This window comes from Streptomyces sp. Root1304 (genome assembly GCF_001426405.1).
Lineage (GTDB): Bacteria > Actinomycetota > Actinomycetes > Streptomycetales > Streptomycetaceae > Streptomyces.
This window is the reverse complement of record NZ_LMEP01000022.1, coordinates 454,330-470,210: the sequence shown is the minus strand read 5'-3', so window position 1 is coordinate 470,210 and position 15,881 is coordinate 454,330. Positions and strand designations below refer to the sequence as shown.

The 15,881-nt window shown below is 72.6% G+C and carries 18 protein-coding genes; 10 read left to right on the top strand and 8 right to left on the bottom strand.

Translation table 11 applies throughout. The features are described from left to right. The first annotated feature begins 74 nt into the window (after positions 1 to 74). From ASD33_RS21530 to ASD33_RS21505, 6 genes are all read left to right on the top strand, one after another. Positions 75 to 1,100, top strand: a complete 1,026-nt coding sequence (locus tag ASD33_RS21530) for an ABC transporter substrate-binding protein (protein ID WP_056562712.1) — start codon at positions 75 to 77, stop codon at positions 1,098 to 1,100. A 185-nt stretch (positions 1,101 to 1,285) separates the two neighbouring features. Continuing rightward, positions 1,286 to 2,308, top strand: a complete 1,023-nt coding sequence (locus ASD33_RS21525) for an ABC transporter substrate-binding protein (RefSeq protein WP_056562710.1) — start codon at positions 1,286 to 1,288, stop codon at positions 2,306 to 2,308. Further along, positions 2,305 to 3,201 (top strand): ABC transporter permease, encoded by an 897-nt coding sequence (locus ASD33_RS21520; protein ID WP_056562707.1) that lies wholly within the window; start codon positions 2,305 to 2,307, stop codon positions 3,199 to 3,201. Before ASD33_RS21525 ends, ASD33_RS21520 begins: the two co-directional genes overlap by 4 nt. Further along, positions 3,198 to 4,028 (top strand): ABC transporter ATP-binding protein, encoded by an 831-nt coding sequence (locus ASD33_RS21515; protein WP_079044913.1) that lies wholly within the window; start codon positions 3,198 to 3,200, stop codon positions 4,026 to 4,028. Before ASD33_RS21520 ends, ASD33_RS21515 begins: the two co-directional genes overlap by 4 nt. A 52-nt stretch (positions 4,029 to 4,080) precedes the next feature. Beyond that, the gene (locus ASD33_RS21510) at positions 4,081 to 4,944 is read left to right on the top strand and encodes an ABC transporter substrate-binding protein (RefSeq protein ID WP_056562703.1); all 864 of its coding nucleotides are present in this window, start codon (positions 4,081 to 4,083) and stop codon (positions 4,942 to 4,944) included. A 4-nt stretch (positions 4,945 to 4,948) separates the two neighbouring features. Continuing rightward, the gene (locus ASD33_RS21505) at positions 4,949 to 6,031 is read left to right on the top strand and encodes an LLM class flavin-dependent oxidoreductase (RefSeq protein WP_056562700.1); all 1,083 of its coding nucleotides are present in this window, start codon (positions 4,949 to 4,951) and stop codon (positions 6,029 to 6,031) included. Here ASD33_RS21505 and ASD33_RS21500 read toward each other — a convergent pair. Further along, positions 6,021 to 6,881 (bottom strand): hypothetical protein, encoded by an 861-nt coding sequence (locus ASD33_RS21500; protein WP_056562698.1) that lies wholly within the window; start codon positions 6,879 to 6,881, stop codon positions 6,021 to 6,023. The two genes, ASD33_RS21505 and ASD33_RS21500, sit on opposite strands and share 11 nt — an antisense overlap. Before the next feature lie 251 nt (positions 6,882 to 7,132). Here ASD33_RS21500 and ASD33_RS21495 point away from each other — a divergent pair, with 251 nt between their 5' ends. Beyond that, a complete protein-coding gene (locus tag ASD33_RS21495) occupies positions 7,133 to 7,390 on the top strand; it encodes a WhiB family transcriptional regulator (protein ID WP_056563202.1) in 258 nt (85 codons plus the stop codon). A gap of 22 nt (positions 7,391 to 7,412) precedes the next feature. Here the strand turns inward: ASD33_RS21495 and ASD33_RS21490 are convergent, their stop codons facing one another. The 3 genes from ASD33_RS21490 to ASD33_RS21480 all read right to left on the bottom strand — a co-directional run bounded on the left by ASD33_RS21490 (position 7,413) and on the right by ASD33_RS21480 (position 9,728). Continuing rightward, the gene (locus tag ASD33_RS21490) at positions 7,413 to 8,387 is read right to left on the bottom strand and encodes an acyl-ACP desaturase (RefSeq protein WP_056562695.1); all 975 of its coding nucleotides are present in this window, start codon (positions 8,385 to 8,387) and stop codon (positions 7,413 to 7,415) included. A gap of 225 nt (positions 8,388 to 8,612) precedes the next feature. Next, entirely contained in the window at positions 8,613 to 8,864 is a 252-nt protein-coding gene (locus tag ASD33_RS21485; RefSeq protein WP_347232297.1) for a hypothetical protein, read from the bottom strand. A gap of 12 nt (positions 8,865 to 8,876) precedes the next feature. Then, entirely contained in the window at positions 8,877 to 9,728 is an 852-nt protein-coding gene (locus tag ASD33_RS21480) for a helix-turn-helix transcriptional regulator (protein WP_056562692.1), read from the bottom strand. A gap of 146 nt (positions 9,729 to 9,874) precedes the next feature. On the opposite strand from ASD33_RS21480, the gene ASD33_RS21475 reads away from it, so the two are divergent. Continuing rightward, complete coding sequence (locus ASD33_RS21475; RefSeq protein ID WP_242427150.1) at positions 9,875 to 10,348, top strand: ATP-binding protein; 474 nt, start codon at positions 9,875 to 9,877, stop codon at positions 10,346 to 10,348. Here ASD33_RS21475 and ASD33_RS21470 read toward each other — a convergent pair. The 3 genes from ASD33_RS21470 to ASD33_RS21460 all read right to left on the bottom strand — a co-directional run bounded on the left by ASD33_RS21470 (position 10,334) and on the right by ASD33_RS21460 (position 13,312). After that, a complete protein-coding gene (locus tag ASD33_RS21470) occupies positions 10,334 to 12,013 on the bottom strand; it encodes an ABC-F family ATP-binding cassette domain-containing protein (protein WP_056562688.1) in 1,680 nt (559 codons plus the stop codon). The genes ASD33_RS21475 and ASD33_RS21470 overlap by 15 nt on opposite strands. Before the next feature lie 272 nt (positions 12,014 to 12,285). Then, positions 12,286 to 12,702: an SsgA family sporulation/cell division regulator gene (locus ASD33_RS21465; RefSeq protein WP_056562685.1), complete on the bottom strand. Its 417-nt coding sequence runs from the start codon at positions 12,700 to 12,702 to the stop codon at positions 12,286 to 12,288. 133 nt (positions 12,703 to 12,835) lie between these two features. Then, positions 12,836 to 13,312 carry a (4Fe-4S)-binding protein gene (locus ASD33_RS21460; protein ID WP_056563197.1) on the bottom strand — a complete coding sequence of 159 codons (477 nt, stop codon included), beginning with the start codon at positions 13,310 to 13,312 and terminating at the stop codon, positions 12,836 to 12,838. A gap of 117 nt (positions 13,313 to 13,429) precedes the next feature. On the opposite strand from ASD33_RS21460, the gene ASD33_RS21455 reads away from it, so the two are divergent. After that, the gene (locus tag ASD33_RS21455) at positions 13,430 to 14,632 is read left to right on the top strand and encodes an oxidoreductase (RefSeq protein WP_107103769.1); all 1,203 of its coding nucleotides are present in this window, start codon (positions 13,430 to 13,432) and stop codon (positions 14,630 to 14,632) included. Positions 14,633 to 14,737: 105 nt separating this feature from the next. Here the strand turns inward: ASD33_RS21455 and ASD33_RS21450 are convergent, their stop codons facing one another. Further along, positions 14,738 to 15,037 (bottom strand): YciI family protein, encoded by a 300-nt coding sequence (locus ASD33_RS21450; RefSeq protein WP_056562683.1) that lies wholly within the window; start codon positions 15,035 to 15,037, stop codon positions 14,738 to 14,740. Positions 15,038 to 15,132: 95 nt separating this feature from the next. On the opposite strand from ASD33_RS21450, the gene ASD33_RS21445 reads away from it, so the two are divergent. Continuing rightward, the gene (locus ASD33_RS21445; RefSeq protein WP_056563191.1) at positions 15,133 to 15,828 is read left to right on the top strand and encodes an endonuclease V; all 696 of its coding nucleotides are present in this window, start codon (positions 15,133 to 15,135) and stop codon (positions 15,826 to 15,828) included. The last annotated feature ends 53 nt before the right edge of the window (positions 15,829 to 15,881 follow it).

Here is a 15,881-nt window from a genome sequence, read left to right as displayed (position 1 = left end):
GCCCTGTCGCGTCCGCACCCGGCCGCCGTTGCCTCGCCCTCCTCCTCTCGCCACCCCACCCCGGGAAGTCCTCCATGACGCATGCCCGCGTTCCCGAAACGCTCTGGTTCACCCGTTGCCCCGTTCCCACCGCCACCGGCGTCGCCGCCGACCGCGGCTGGCTGGCCGGGGAGTTCGCAGCCGACGGCATCGCCGTCCGCTCGCTCCAGGACGCCGACCCCGGCGCCGACCGCGCCACCCACTTCACCCACGCGCTCCCCGGGCTGTTCCGGGAGGGAGGCAACGTACCCGCCCTGTGGGCCCGTTCCCGCGGCGAGCGCACCCGGCTCGTCGGACTCACCTGGATCGAGGAGCGACAGGCCGTGCTCGTCGCCCCCGGCTCCCCGGTGCGCGGCGCCGCCGCTCTGCGGGGCCTCCGGCTCGCCCTGCCCCGGCACTCCGTGCCCATCGACTTCTGGCGGGCCATGGCCCTGCGCGGCTTCGAGGGCGTCCTCGCCTCGGCGGGGTACGGGCTCGACGACGCCGTCCTCGTCGACGTACCCGCCGACGGTCATCAGGGCCAGTGGGCCGCGGAACTGGACGCGCTGCGCCGGGGCGAGGTCGACGCGGTGTACGTGAAGGGCGCCCTGGCCGTCGAGGCGGCCCGGCGCGCGGGGGCGGAGGTGGCGGTGGAGCTCGACGACCTCCCCGACCCCGCGCACCGTGTCAACAACGGGACCCCGCGCCCCCTCACCGTCCACCAGGACCTGCTGGACGAGCACCCCGAGCTGGTCGCCCGCTTCCTCGCCGTCCTGCTGCGCGCCGCCGACTGGGCCGCCGAGGAGCCGGCCGAGGTCGCCAGGATCCTCGGTGCCGAGACCGGCGCGGGCGCCGAGGGGGTCGCGGGCGCCTACCGGCCCGGGACGCACCGCACCCTGCACCCGGACCTGTCGGACACCCGGCTCGACCTGCTCGCCCGGCAGGAGGCGGCCCTCCGCGCGCACGGATTCCTGCCGGAGGCCGTGGACGTACGCGCCTGGGCCGCCCCGGAACCGCTCCGACTGGCCCGCGGCCTGGCGGCCACGGCCGGGCGGGAGCCGTCGCCGCACTCGGTGCCGTAACGGCGAGAGAACCCCAGCGCCGCCGACAGATCCGGCTCGCACCGGCCCGTACCGGTCCGCGGCCCGGTGCGCACCGCGCCGCGTCGGCCCGCGCCGTGCATCCGGCCGCATCCGCCACCCCGACTCGTCCCACCTCGCCTCACCTCACCCCGCCCCGCCCACCCCGCTCCCGAAGGACAACCGCCATGCGCCCCACCACCCCGCTCGCCGCCCTGGCGGCCCTCGCGGCTGTCGCCGCTCTCTCCACCCTCACCGCCTGCGGAAGCGGTTCGGCCGCCGCCGAGGGCGGTGCCGGGGCGAAGGGCGGGAAGGGGACGGTCACCATCCGCATCCCGGACCCCGGCAACGCCGGAGTCCTCGCCCGGGGCAAGAAGGACGGCAGCCTCGACAGGGCACTCGCCGCCGTCGGCGCCAAGGTGGCGTGGACCGGCAGCGCCGGCCCCTTCGCGCCCGCCGCCCAGGCGATGAACGCCGACCAGCTCGACATCGCCACCGGCTCCATCACCTCCGGCATCACCTCCCTCTCCCAGAGCCCCGGCTTCGCGTTCTTCACCGCCACGGACCCCGACCCCGTCGGCGAGGGCATCCTCGTCCGTGAAGGCTCGGACATCGCCTCCGTCCGGGACCTCGTCGGCCGCAAGGTCGCCGTCAACAAGGGCGGCACCGGCGAGTACCTGCTCCTGAAGGCCCTCGCCAAGGCCGGGGTGCCGGCCGACAAGGTCGAGCGGGTCTATCTGCGGCCCGACCAGACGGCCGCCGTGTTCAACGCCGGGCAGGTCGACGCCTGGGCCGTCTGGTCGACCTACGCCGTCGCCGAGATCGGCGCGGGCAAGGCCCGTTTCGTCGCCGACGGAACCGCGATCGGATCGGACAACTACAGCCTGAACGCGGTCCGGTCGGGCTTCGCGAAGGACCACCCGGAGGTCGTCAAGGCGCTCTACGCCTATCTCCACGACAACAGCGCCAAGGAGAAGAAGGACCCGGCCGCCTACCTGAACGTCTTCACCGACGCAGGCCCCACCGCCGTGAACGGCAAGGCCAAGGAGGTGCAGATCTCCTTCACCGCCAAGGCCGGCACCGTCGACCCGATCGGACCGGAGGACATCAGGCGCTTCGAGACCGTCGCCCGGTTCTACGCCGACCAGAAGGTCACGCCGAACAAGGTCGACATCGCCGGACACCTCCTCGACATCGAGAAGCTGTCATGACGGCCACGACCACGGCCACCGCCGCACCCTCCGTACCCGCCGCACCCAAGAGCGGGGCACCGGTCGAGGACGGCACCGCCGGACTCGTCAGGCCACGCCCCCAGGTCGGTCGCCCCCGCCGCCGCGCGTACGCGCTGACCGTCCGTGCCCTCGGACCCGTCGCCCTCCTCGCACTCTGGTGGGGTTCCTCCGTCACCGGTCTCCTCACCCCCGACGTACTCGCGTCGCCCGCCCAAGTCGTGGACGCAGTAGGCGAGTTGTGGGGAAACGGTCAGCTGCCCGACGCGCTCGCCACCTCCCTGACCCGTTCCGGTACCGGACTCGTCATCGGCCTCGCCGCCGGTCTCACCCTCGGCATCACCACCGGCTTCACCCGGCTCGGCGACGAACTCCTCGACTCCTCCCTCCAGACCCTCCGCACCATCCCCTTCCTCTCCCTCGTCCCCCTCTTCATGGTCTGGTTCGGCATCAACGAGACCGCGAAGATCCTGCTCATCGCGGTCGCCACGACCTTCCCGATGTACGTCTCCACCACCGGCGGCGTCCGGAACACCGACCGCAAGCTCGTCGAGGCCATGCGCAGCTTCGGTCTCGGCAGGGTCGCCATCGTCCGCCAGGTCGTCCTGCCCGGCGCGCTGCCCTCGCTCCTGGCCGGTCTCCGGCTCTCGATGACGCTGAGCGTCATCGCGCTCATCGCCGCCGAGGAGATCAACGCCACCGAGGGCATCGGCTACCTGATGTCCCAGGCCCAGAGCTACGCCCGCACCGACATCCTCGCCGTCTGCATCCTCGTCTACGGTCTGCTCGGCCTCACCGCCGACATCCTCGTCCGTGGTCTGGAACGGGCCCTCATGCCCTGGCGCACGGCCGGTCCGGGGGGAGGATCCCGATGACCGCGATCACCACCGCTTCCACCCCGTCCACCGAGCCCACACCTTCCACGCCCTCCACCGCCGTACGCGTACGCGGCCTGCGCCGGGTCTTCGGCGCCCGGCCCGTGCTCGACGGCCTGGACCTCACGCTCGCGCGCGGCGAGTTCCTCGCCCTCCTCGGTGCGAGCGGCAGCGGCAAGACCACCCTCCTCCGCATCCTCGGCGCGCTCGACGGCGCCGACGGGGGAGAGGCCCTCGTCCCCGCCGCCCGCACGATCGTCTTCCAGGAACCCCGGCTCGTCCCCTCCAAGAAGGTCCTCGCCAATGTGACGGTCGGGCTGCCGCGCGGCGCCGCCACCAGGGCGACCGGCCTGCGGGCCCTGGCCGAGGTCGGGCTCGAACGTCACGCCGACGCCTGGCCCGCCACCCTCTCCGGCGGCGAGGCGCAGCGCGTGGCGCTCGCCCGCGCGCTGGTCCGCGAGCCGGAACTCCTGCTCCTGGACGAGCCGTTCGCCGCACTCGACGCGCTGACCCGGCTCCGCATGCAGGACCTGGTGGGCGAACTGCGCCGGATCCACCGGCCCGCCGTCCTCCTCGTCACCCACGACGTCGACGAGGCGGTACGCCTGGCCGACCGGGTCGCCGTGCTGCGCGACGGCCGGCTCGTCACCGACGAACCCGTCACCGTGGCCCGCCCCCGCGACCCCGGCGACCCGGCGTTCGTGGCCCTGCGCCGCCGCCTCCTCTCCGACCTGGGCGTCGACACGCCCGAGGAGACGTCGACTCCCGACCAGGCACCCACGCCCGACCAGGCACCCACGCCCGACCAGGCACCCGCGCCCGAGTAGGCGCCCACGCCCGACCCCACCCCCGTACCCGCCCCCTCGAAGGAGTGTCCACATGACCGTCGTCATCGGTGTCCACCGCAGCAACCCCTCCCTCTACCACCTCTCCCGCCTCGGCTACGCGGAGGAGGAGCTCGCCGCGCTCGGCGAGACCGTGACCTGGCACCCGTACACCGACGGGGTCCGCACCGGGGCCCATCTCGCCGACGGGACCATCGACTTCGGCGGCACCGGATCCACCCCGCCGGTCACCGCGCAGGCCGCCGGTCACGACATCGTCTACACCGCAGTCTCGGCGCCCCGCCCCGGCCACGGCGCCCTCCTCGTCCCCGAGGACAGCCGGGTCCGCACCGTCGCCGACCTCAAGGGCGGCACCGTCCACCTCGCCGTCGGCTCCTGGCAGACCCATCTCGTCGCCAAGGCCCTGGACGACACGGGCCTCTCGTACGCCACCGACATCACCCCCGTCCGGGCCGGCGCCGACAGCGAGGAGAAGCTCCGCTCCGGCGCGATCACCGCCTGGGTCGCGCAGGGCGCCGAACTCGCCGCCGCCCGCCGCGCCGGCGGGCTGCGCACCCTGGTCCGCACCGGCGAGGTCATCACCGACCGGTCCGTCTTCTTCACCCGCCGCGACCTGGCCGAACAGCGGCCCGAGGTGGTCGAGGCGCTCACCCGGGCGCTGCGGCGGGCCGACGACTGGGCCGCCGCGCATCCGCGCGAGGCCGCCGAGATCGCCGCCGCCGACCAGGGCGGCACGGTCGAGGACTGGGAGACCGCGCTGCGCGCGCTGCCGTGGACGATCGAGGCGGTGACCGAGGAGTTCGTCGCCGAGCAGCAGGAGGCGGCCGACATCTTCCACCGCACCGGATTCATCGACCGCGCGGTGACCGTCGCCGACGCCCTGCCCCGGAAGGCCTGAACCCGTGACCGCATCGCCCCCCGAAGTCCTCTGGTACATCATCCCGCGTGAGGGCGCCTACCCGTGGGAGCCGGCCGGACGCCGCCCGGTCGACCTCGGCTATCTGACACAGCTCGCCGGAACGGTCGAACGCCTCGGCTACACCGGCGCGTTGCTCGCCACCGACCTGTACGACGTGTGGCCGCTCGGCTCGGCGCTCGCGGCCTCCACCAGCACCCGCTTCAAGCCGCTGCTCGCCGTGCATCCGGGTCTGATCGCGCCGACCCTGCTCGCGAAGATGGCGCTGAGCTTCGACAACCTCTTCGGCGGGCGGCTCCGCTTCAACGTGGTCAACGGATCCACGACCGCGCTGCGCGAGTACGGGCTGCACGTCGAGCACGACGAGCGGTACGAACTGAGCGCCGAGTACTGGTCGATCGTGAAGCGGCTCACGGCCGGCGAGGTCTTCGACCACAAGGGCCGGTTCTACGAACTCAAGGACGCGGGCGCCTCGTTCCGCGACCTGCGGCCGGTCCAGGAACCGCACGTACCGCTCTGGTTCGGGGGTTCCTCGGCGCCGGGCATCGAGATGGCCGCCGAGCACGTCGACGTGTACCTGACCTGGGGCGAGCCCCCGGAGCTGCTGAAGGGGAAGCTCGACCACGTGCGGGCGCGGGCCGCCGCGTACGGCCGCACCCTCCGCATCGGTCTGCGCCTGCACCTCATCGTCCGCGACACCGAGGACGAGGCCTGGGCCGCCGCCGACCGGCTCCTGGACGTCACCAGCGAGGCGACGTACGCACGGCAGCTCGGCGGGCGCGCGGGCGAGGACGGGGTGGGCTGGCAGCGCCAGTTCCGCCAGCACGGCGGCAAGGTCCCGGCGCGGGCCCGCGAACTGGAGACCCACCCGAACCTGTGGCCCGGCATGAGCCTGTTCCGCCCCGGCCCGGGAACGGCGGTCGTCGGCTCCACGGCCCAGGTGCTGGAACGCCTCAAGGAGTACCAGGCCCTGGGCGTGGACACCTTCATCCTGTCCGGCAACCCTCTCCTGGAGGAGGCCTACAGAGTCTCGGAAACGATCCTCCCGGCACTGGGCGTCAGGCGCTGAGGTCGAACACGCACCACTCGGTGAAGGGCTCGGCCTGGACGTAGATCCTGCTCCCCCGGCAGACGCTCCGCCGGCGGCCGAGGGGACCGCCGTCGGGCAGGGTGAGCAGGCCGATGTCCGCGAGCTCGAAGGACGACGCGGTGAGGTCGCCGAGGGCGATCCGGTCCCGGTCCTTGTCGTAGCCGCCGAAGAAGGCGACCCGGCCCGCGTGTACGGCCAGGGCGTGGGCGCCCCGCACGGTGTTGGCCCGCACCTTCATCGAGCCGTCGGGCCGGATCTCCAGAAGCGGGAAGTCGGTGTACGGGCAGGCCCAGGCGACGGAGCCGGAGACGTTCATGGCGTAGCAGTCCATGATCCACCCGTAGCCGGGGATCTCGCCGGACTCCCATCGGATCCCACCCGTGGCGCCCCAGCGGCGGATGCCGAGGGGGTTCTCGTCGAAATGTCCGACCCAGAGGTCGCCGGTGGTGCCGACGAGCAGGTGCTCGATCGCGTCCCCGACGGAGAAGGACCAGGTCTCGCGGCCGAGGGCGTCGAAGACCTGCACCTGGTTCCCGTCCTCGTACCGGCGGGCGCGGGACGAGGCGACGACGAAGCCGCCGTCGGGGAGCCGGTCGAGGTGCGGCCACCGGGCCCGTACGGCGCCGAGTTCGGTGACCTCGACACCGCCGTCCTCATGGACGGAGACGACCGGCGCGTCGAAGGGCGGTGAGTCGGTGCCCGGCTCCGGAGCGCGGTCGACGAGCAGCCAATGGGCGGTGCCGAAGGCGTCGACGGTGCTGCTCAGGACATGACGGGAGTGGTACGCGCGGGGCAGCCGGGCGTAGGGGACGAGGGCGGTCTTCTGCACGGGCGGGCTCTCCTGGGTGGGCGGTCGCGGCGGGTTCGGGCGCTGGGCGGCGGAACCCGGTGGTGCGCGACCTGCGGAGAGCGGGGCGGGGCGCCTAGTCGGCATGGCCCTTTCTGGTCGTCATACGGTGATCTTCACGCATGTTCGACGAGGTGACAATCTCTTTCGGCGCGCCGTGTTGATCGAACCCGGCGCGCCGCATTGAGCGAACGTTGATGGCTCGTTTACGACCCTCCGGCAGCGTGTACCGCATGCAGACCTACACGACCGTACTGACCGCACCGGAGCCCGACATGTCCTGGCAGGAGAACGCCCTGTGCGCCCAGGCCGGGCCGGAGTTCTTCTTTCCCGCACCCGGGTCCTCGACGCGCGAGGCGAAGCAGCTGTGCGGGGCGTGCGAAGGGCGCCTGGCGTGCCTGGAGTACGCGCTGACGCACGACGAGCGGTTCGGCGTGTGGGGCGGGCTCTCGGAGAAGGAGCGGGGGCGGCTCAAGCGGCAGAGCCGCTGAGCCACCCCCGGGGGACGCCTGATCAGCCGGCCGCGCGGGCGGCCATCCGGGCCTTGCGGGCCGCGAGCTTCTCGTCGAACTTGCTCGCCTCGGAGTCCAGGCCGTTCATGTACAGGCCCAGTTCCTCCTGGGCGCGCAGCCCCTCCGGGCCGAGGCCGTCGATCTGGAGGACCTTCAGGAAGCGGAGGACGGGCTGCAGCACGTCGTCGTGGTGGATGCGCATGTTGTAGATCTCGCCGATCGCCATCTGCGCCGCCGCCCGCTCGAAGCCCGGCATGCCGTGTCCGGGCATCCGGAAGTTGACCACGACGTCCCGCACGGCCTGCATCGTCAGGTCGGGGGCGATCTCGAAGGCCGCGCCCAGCAGGTTGCGGTAGAAGACCATGTGCAGGTTCTCGTCGGTGGCGATGCGCGAGAGCATCCGGTCGCAGACCGGGTCGCCGGACTGGTGGCCGGTGTTGCGGTGCGAGATGCGGGTGGCGAGCTCCTGGAAGGCGACGTACGCCACGGAGTGCAGCATCGAATGCCGGTTGTCGGACTCGAAGCCCTCGCTCATGTGCGACATCCGGAACTGCTCCAGCTTGTCCGGGTCGACGGCGCGCGAGGCGAGCAGGTAGTCGCGCATCACGATGCCGTGACGGCCCTCCTCGGCGGTCCAGCGGTGCACCCAGGTGCCCCAGGCGCCGTCGCGGCCGAAGAGGCTGGCGATCTCGTGGTGGTAGCTCGGGAGGTTGTCCTCGGTGAGCAGGTTGACCACGAGGGCGATCTTGCCGATCTCCGTCACCTTGGACTGCGACGGATCCCAGGCCTCGCCGTCCTCGAAGAAGCCGGGGAAGTTCCGGCCGTCGGACCACGGCACGTACTCGTGCGGCATCCAGTCCTTGGTGACCTTGAGGTGCCGGTTGAGCTCCTTCTCCACGACCTCTTCGAGCGCGTAGAGCAGGCGCGCGTCGGTCCACTCCGCCGAGCTGCCGAGAGGGGGAGAGGTGAGCGTCACGGGGACTCCTGGGGACGGAGAAGAGCATACGGGCATACCTACGAATCCGTAGGTTACGAGACCGTAGGTTAAGGCTCCGTAAGGCGTCGGCCAAGCCCGTCCCGGCGATGTTCGGTTACGTTCCGTTATGTGCGCTGCTCAGTCGTGTCGCCGGAGACGCAGGTCACGTCCGGGTCGGCGTCGGGCGGACCGGTGAGCGACTACACAGCGCAGGCGTTCGGCGGCTCAGAGCAGATGGTCGGCGGCGCCGGCCTTCACCGCGCAGATCAGTGCCCGCAGCGCCTCCACCGAGTCGCTGACGTACGCGCCGGGGGTCAGCGTCGAGCCGATGTAGGCCCGGCCGGTGTCGTCGAGGCCGAAGCGGAAACAGTTGGCGCCCTCGCTGCAGAAGGCCTCGCTCCAGTCGATCTCGACAGCGGGCCGGCCGGTCGGGTCGAGGGTGTCGGTGACAGTGGGGGCGTCGGTGGTGACGTTCATGGTCGGGGTCCTTCACAGATCCTGGGCGATGGTGCGGATGAACGCGCGCGACTCGTCCGCGGACAGCGAGAGTCCGCGCAGGCGGTCCAACAGGCCACGGTATCGGCGGAGTTGCATGTCTGTGTCGAGAAGCAGTGAGCCGTGGGAGGAGTCCAGCTGCACGGTGTCGAGCTGTGGAACGGGCGCGCCCACATAGGTGAACGACTGGCCCGCCCCCGGGAAACCCCCCGCGGCGAAGGGGATGACGCGCACGGAGACGGTCTCCCGCTCCGACCGGGCGAGGATGTGCTCCAGCTGCTCCCGGGCGACCTTCGGCCCGCCGAACTGCATGCGCAGCGCCGCCTCGTGGATGACGGCCTCGTAGCGGACCGGGCGGTCGCGGTCCAGCACCTGCCGGCGGCGCAGGCGCAGGGAGAGTCGGGCCTCCAGATCGGGTCCGGGCAGCGAGGGGACGGCGGTGTCGAAGACGGCCCGCGCGTGTTCCTCCGTCTGCAGCAGGCCGGGGATGTGAGTGGTGACGGCGGTGTGCAACTCGGCTGCGTGGTACTCCAGTTCGGCGATGTCGAGCAGTGCGGGCGGCAGCAGCCCGCGGTGCTCCTCCCACCATCCCCGGTCCCTCTCCTGGGCCATCGCGGCGAGCAGGTCGACGAGCACCGCGTCCGGGCAGCCGTAGTTGAAGGCGAGGGTCCGGACGCGCTCGGCGCTGATCCCGAACCGGCCTGACTCGACGTTCGGAATACGGGTGCGGTCGACGCCCAGCAGGGCGGCGGCCTGCTGGGCCGACATCCCCGACTGCTCGCGCAGTGTGCGCAGCTCGCTCCCGAGCCGCTGCTGACGTGCGGTCGGACTGCTCCTGGGTGGCACGCTCGGTCTCCCCTTCGCCGATATGGCCGGAATGGCATAAGTGCCCGCAAGTAGTAGCACTGTGCTCCGGCGGTGCGCTACGGTCGGTAGCGCAAGTCTCACACGGGGCTACCGACCGTGTGGAGCTACCCCCCAGCACAGGAAATGTGAGCAACCCGATGAAGGGCGCACTGCGTTGCCTCCCGTCCGTCACGGCGGCCGGGCCCATACCTCCCGCCACGGAGAACCTCAGCTACTCGATGCTCCTGCCCGGCGGGGCCTACTGCGCCGGACTCGCCCGGCAGTCGATCGCGTCGCTCCTCGACAGACACGGCCTCTCCGACCTCTGTGACACCGCCTCCCTCGCCGCCTCCGAACTGGTCTCCGCCGCCTATCGGTTCACCCCCGACCGCGAGATGCTCCTCCGCGTCCGATGGCAGTTCGAGGCGCTGCGGATCGTCCTCTACGACCAGCACCCGGCGCACGGCACACCCGCCGCGGCCGAGGAATGCCGCGACCGCCGCAGCGGCAGCATGTGGCTGCTGGCGGCGGCGGTCGACGAGCATGGAGGGGACTGGGGACTCGCCCCGGTCCTCACCCCGGGCGGCGGCACCAAGTCGTGGGCCTTACTCCACCACTAGCTCCTCTGCGCCGGACCGACCACCACGGGGAGCCGGGGCCGTCCCCCTGACCTCCTCCTCCGTCGTCGGACGCAACGCTCCGTCGAGCAGCAGCCACCGGGTGATGCCGATCGACTCCAGGAACGTCACGTCGTGGCTCGCCACGATCAGCGCCCCCTCGTAGGCGTCGAGCGCCGCCGTCAGCTTCCGTACCGACGCCATGTCCAGGTTGTTCGTCGGCTCGTCCAGCATCAGCAGCTGCGGAGCCGGCTCGGCGAGCAGCAGCGCCGCGAGCGTCGCCCGGAACCGCTCCCCGCCCGACAGGGTGCCCAGGGGCTGATCAGCCCGCGCGCCCCGGAACAGGAATCGCGCCAGCCGGGCCCGGATCGTGTTCCCCGTCGCCGTGGGCGCGAACCGGGCCACGTTCTCCACGATGCTCAGCCCGTCGTCGAGGACGTCGAGCCGCTGCGGCAGGAAGCGCAGCGGCACCCGCGCGTCCGTCTCGCCCGCGACCGGTTCGAGCTCTCCCGCGATCGTCCGCAGCAGCGTCGTCTTCCCCGCTCCGTTCCGGCCGACCAGCGCGATCCGCTCGGGTCCGTGCAGCTCGAACTCGCCGTCCACGCGGGCCCCGTACCGCAGTTCCAGGTCCTTCAGGCGCAGCACCTCGCGGCCCGGCGGCACCGAGGTACGGGGCAGCTCGACGCGGATCTCGTCGTCGTCCCGCACCGCCTCCACCGCCGCGTCGAGCCGCTCCCGCGCCTCGGAGAGACGCTCCGTGTGCAGGGCGCGATGCTTGCCGGCCGAGACCTGGGCCTCGCTCCTGCGGTTGTTCGCCACGATCTTCGGGACGACCTTGTTCTCGTAGCTCTTCTGCCCGAACCGCTTCCGGCGGGCCAACTTCATCTGGGCGTCGGACAGTTCCCGCTTCTGGCGCTGTACGTCGGCCTCGGCGACCCGCACCATCCGCTCCGCCGCGTCCTGTTCGGCCGCGAGCGCCGCCTCGTAGTCGGACCAGGCGCCGCCGTACCAGGCGACGGACCCGTCGCGCAGATCGGCGATCTGGTCGACGCGCTCCAGGAGTTCACGGTCGTGACTGACCACGACCAGGACACCGGACCAGTTCTCCACGGCCTCGTGGAGCCGGGCCCGGGCCTGCCGGTCCAGGTTGTTCGTGGGCTCGTCGAGCAGCAGGACGTCGGGACGGGCGAGCAGCAGCGCGGCCAGGCGGAGGAGTACCGACTCGCCGCCCGAGACCTCGCCGACGGTCCGGTCGAGACCGACGGCCCCCAGCCCGAGCTGGTCGAGGGTGGCGCGGGCCCGTTCCTCCACGTCCCAGTCGTCGCCGAGGACGGTGAAGTGCTCCTCCGCCGGGTCGCCCGACTCGATGGCGTGCAGGGCGGCCCGTTTCGCGTCGATGCCGAGGATCTCGTCCACCCGGAGGCTCGTGTCGAGCACCAGGTTCTGCGGGAGGTAGCCGAGTTCGCCCGTGACCCGGACGGTGCCGGAGGACGGGGTCAGCTCACCGGCGATCAGCCTGAGGAGCGTGGACTTGCCGGAGCCGTTCAGACCGACGAGACCGGTGCGGCCGGGTCCGACCGCGAGCCGGAAGTCGTCGAGCACCGTGGTGCCGTCCGGCCAGGAGAAGGAGAGCGAGTGACAGGTGATGAACGTGGGGTGATGCGCCATGGGGGCCTCCCGGGTGCGTGAGCGCGAGCGTGATGTGATGCGACGCGTGGAGACACCGGGGCGCGGGCTGTCGAAAGAACGGCTCGTACGCCGAGGTCGAGAACGGCACACGCGGCACAAGGGGCACGCGCGGCACGGTGTCTCGCAACCTCAGACGAGCAACGTCCTTCTCCGATCAGGTGACGACTAGGTCAGTGAAGACGGTACGCCGGGGCCCGGGAGAGCCGCAAACGAATTACGGCGCCCGGCGGCGGGGGACACCCGGCCACCCGCTACGGGCGGTCGCGCAGCAGCGCCGCCAGGTCCTGGTCCCAGTCCAGGTACTGGTGCTCGCGGCCGGCCGGCACCAGATGCTCCGAGCGCTCCAGGAAACGGCGCAGCTCGGAGGTCCGTACGTGGACCATCGCGACTCCCTCCGGGGCGTGGAACTCGACCACGGTGCGGTCGTACCCGTACGGGCGCAGCCGTACGTCCCCGTCCCCGGCCGGGCGCTCGACGCCCTGCACCAGGAGGTCACGTGCGAACGCCCACGACACCTCGACCCCCTCCAGGGTCGCCGGGGGCGGGAAGGCCATGCTCACGGCGTACGGATCCCCGCGGTCGTACCGCAGTGTGGCGGGGACGGTCTCCATGCGGGGAGCGGATGCGACCAGTCGGGCCTGGACGGCCTGCTCGATGACGGCGGACAAGACCGGCTCCTCTCACGCGGGCTTCGGATCCTGTGCGTCTCCCCGACACCAGGGCACCTGACACCAGAAAGGACGAGCGGAACGGCCGGAACGTGCACTGCGGACCTACGTGAGCTGCGTCACCGTGGGAGGGTCAGCGCTGCTCGGGCACGTCGTCGTCCGGTTCGGCGCAGGGTCCGGAGTGGTCGCAGTACGGCTGGTTTCCCGAGGCTCCGCAGCCGCACAGCATCACCCGCGTCTCGCGACGCTCGCCGGTCCCACCGCTCACGAGGAGGTCGCCGCGCATGATCAGCTGACCGGACGGGGTGCGGCGCACGGTGGTGGGGGAGTCGGGGTGCTCGGCGGGGCCCTGCGCCGGGTGGTACTGGAGCGCTCCGGAGGGGCAGCGGCGCACGACCTCCGCGACGAGACCGGCCTCGGCGGCGTCGGGCAGCACCCAGGGGCGCCGGGAGAGGTCGAAGACCTCGGGCAGCCCGTGGACGCACTCGGCGGCGTGCAGACAGCGGCGCGGCTCGAACGTGACGGTGATGCCCTCACCCTCGTACTCCTTGAGCTTCGGCTGCTCGTCCGGCGGGCGCTCGCTCGTGCCATCGCTTGTGCGGTCGGTCATGCGGTCGGTCATGCCACCAGCCTAGGAACGCCCGGCGGGGCACGCACCCTGGACGGGGAGCGGCTCGGGGCACTAGCTTCCGGCGCCATGACGTCCATGGGGAAGACGAGACGAATGATGTCGGTGGGACTGACCGGGGCGGCGCTCGCGCTGACCCTGGCGGGCCCGGCGCAGGCCGGGGAGACCCCCACGGCGGCGACCGTCACCGACACGACGAGGACCGAGGGGCGGGCGGGTGTCGGCGGTGCCGACGTGACCGCGGCCGAGGGGCGGGCGGGCGCCGCCGACGCCACGGCCGACAGGCAGGACGGTGCCGGTGCGACCGCGCCCGGCTGGCGGCTCACGCCGACCGGGACCGACGCCCGCTTCCGGGGCCTCGCGGCGGTCGACCGGGCGACCGCCTGGGCCGCCGGGTCCAAGGGCACGGTGCTGCGGACCACCGACGGCGGCCGGAGCTGGCGAAACGTCTCACCGCCGGGTGCGGGCGAGCTGGAGTTCCGTGACGTGGAGGCCTTCGACGCCCGCCGGGCCGTCGTCCTCGCCATCGGCGAGGGCGAGGCCTCGCGCGTCCTGCGCACCGAGGACGGCGGCACGACCTGGACCGAGTCCTTCCGCAACACCGACCCGCGCGCCTTCTACGACTGCATGACCTTCTTCGACCCCCGCCACGGACTCGCGATGAGCGACCCCGTCGACGGGAAGTACCGCATCCTCTCCACCCGCGACGGAGGCCGCTCCTGGCAGGTGCTGCCGAGCGCCGGCATGCCGGACGCGCTCCCCGGCGAAGCGGGCTTCGCCGCGAGCGGCCAGTGCCTGGTCTCGGCCGGCCCCCGCGACGTCTGGCTCGCGACGGGCGGCGGGGCCACCGGGCGCGTCCTGCACTCCGCCGACCGGGGCATGACCTGGCGGGCCACCGCCACCACGATCCCGGCGGGCGACCCGGCCAGGGGCGTCTTCGGGCTCGCCTTCCGCGACCGCGCGCACGGCATCGCCGTCGGCGGCGACTACCGCAAGGACCAGCCGTCGCCGCAGGCCGCGGCGGTGACCGGGGACGGCGGCCGCGGCTGGCGCGCCTCGGTCACGCCCCCGCCCGCGTACCGCTCCGGCGTCGCCTGGCTCCCGCACAGCAGGGCGGCGGCGCTGGCCGTCGGCCCGACGGGTACGGACCTGACGACCGACGGCGGCCGCACCTGGCGCACCGTCGACACCGGCTCGTACGACACGGTGGACTGCACGCGCGACGGGGCGTGCTGGGCCTCCGGCGAACAGGGCCGCATCGCCCGGCTCGCGCCGAACCGACCGGGCGGGGCGCTCGGCTAGGACGGGACACGGAGGACGGGCGGGGGTACGGGGTACGGGCTCGGGCAACCGCCCAGCCCTCTCGCCCCTCGTCCCCCGCGCCCTCCCGTCCCCCTCGCCGCCCCGCTACGAAGGCAGCTGCTCCCGCATCGACGCCAGCGCGTCCGCCGTCTTCGTCGCGTAGAACTCCGTGATCCGGTACGCGCACACGCCCTCGACCGCGAACGGGTCGTCCGCCGCGATCTTCTCGATCTCCGCGCGGTCGACCCCGGCGGCCAGGATCACCCCGCCGTCGCGCGGGTTCTTCCGCCCGGACGCGAGGAACACGCCCGCAGTGTACTGCGCGTCGAGCCACTCGATGTGCGCGTCGAGCAGTGCGTCGACCCGCTCGATGGGCGCGGTGTAGGTCAATTCCAGTACGAACATGATCGCCAGGCTACCGGGCCCGACGCACGCGGAAGCGGGCCGTACCAGCCCTCGGACCTCCCCGGGATCGCCTCCCGCATAGGGTGGCCCGCACCATGACGATCATCGAGATTCCGGCGGGCTGGCCCGCAGACGAGACCTCCGCCCGAGTCGTCCAGCGGGAGCTGCGCGGGCGCCTCGTGCACGACGAGGAGGGTCCGGCGGTCGGCGAGGGCCACGTCACCGGTCTCGACGTGGCCTACGACGACGAGCGGGACCTCGTCGCGGCCGCGGCAGTCGTCCTCGACGCCCGGACCCTGGAGGTCGTCGAGGAGACCACGGCCGTCGGCCGGGTCTCCTTCCCGTACGTCCCCGGGCTGCTCGCCTTCCGGGAGATCCCGACCGTGCTCGCCGCGCTCGACCGGCTGGCCACCGACCCCGGCCTCCTCGTCTGCGACGGCTACGGCCTCGCCCACCCCCGCCGCTTCGGTCTCGCCAGCCACCTCGGGGTGCTCACCGGCCTGCCGTCCCTCGGCGTCGCGAAGAACCCGTTCACCTTCACCTACGAGCAACCGGGCTCGGACCGCGGCGACTTCTCCCCGCTCCTCGCCGACGGCGAGGAGGTCGGCAGGGCGCTGCGCACCCAGGCGGGGGTGAAGCCCGTGTACGTCTCCGTCGGCCACCGGATCTCCCTCGCCAACGCCTGCGCCCACACGCTCCGTCTCACCCCGCGCTACCGCATCCCGGAGACCACCCGCCACGCCGACTCGCTCTGCCGCCGGGCCCTGAAGGAGGCGCTCGGGGAGGTCTGAGCGCCGGCGCCGAGTGCCTGGTGGGACCACGTGCGAGGAACGCTTGGTACGAC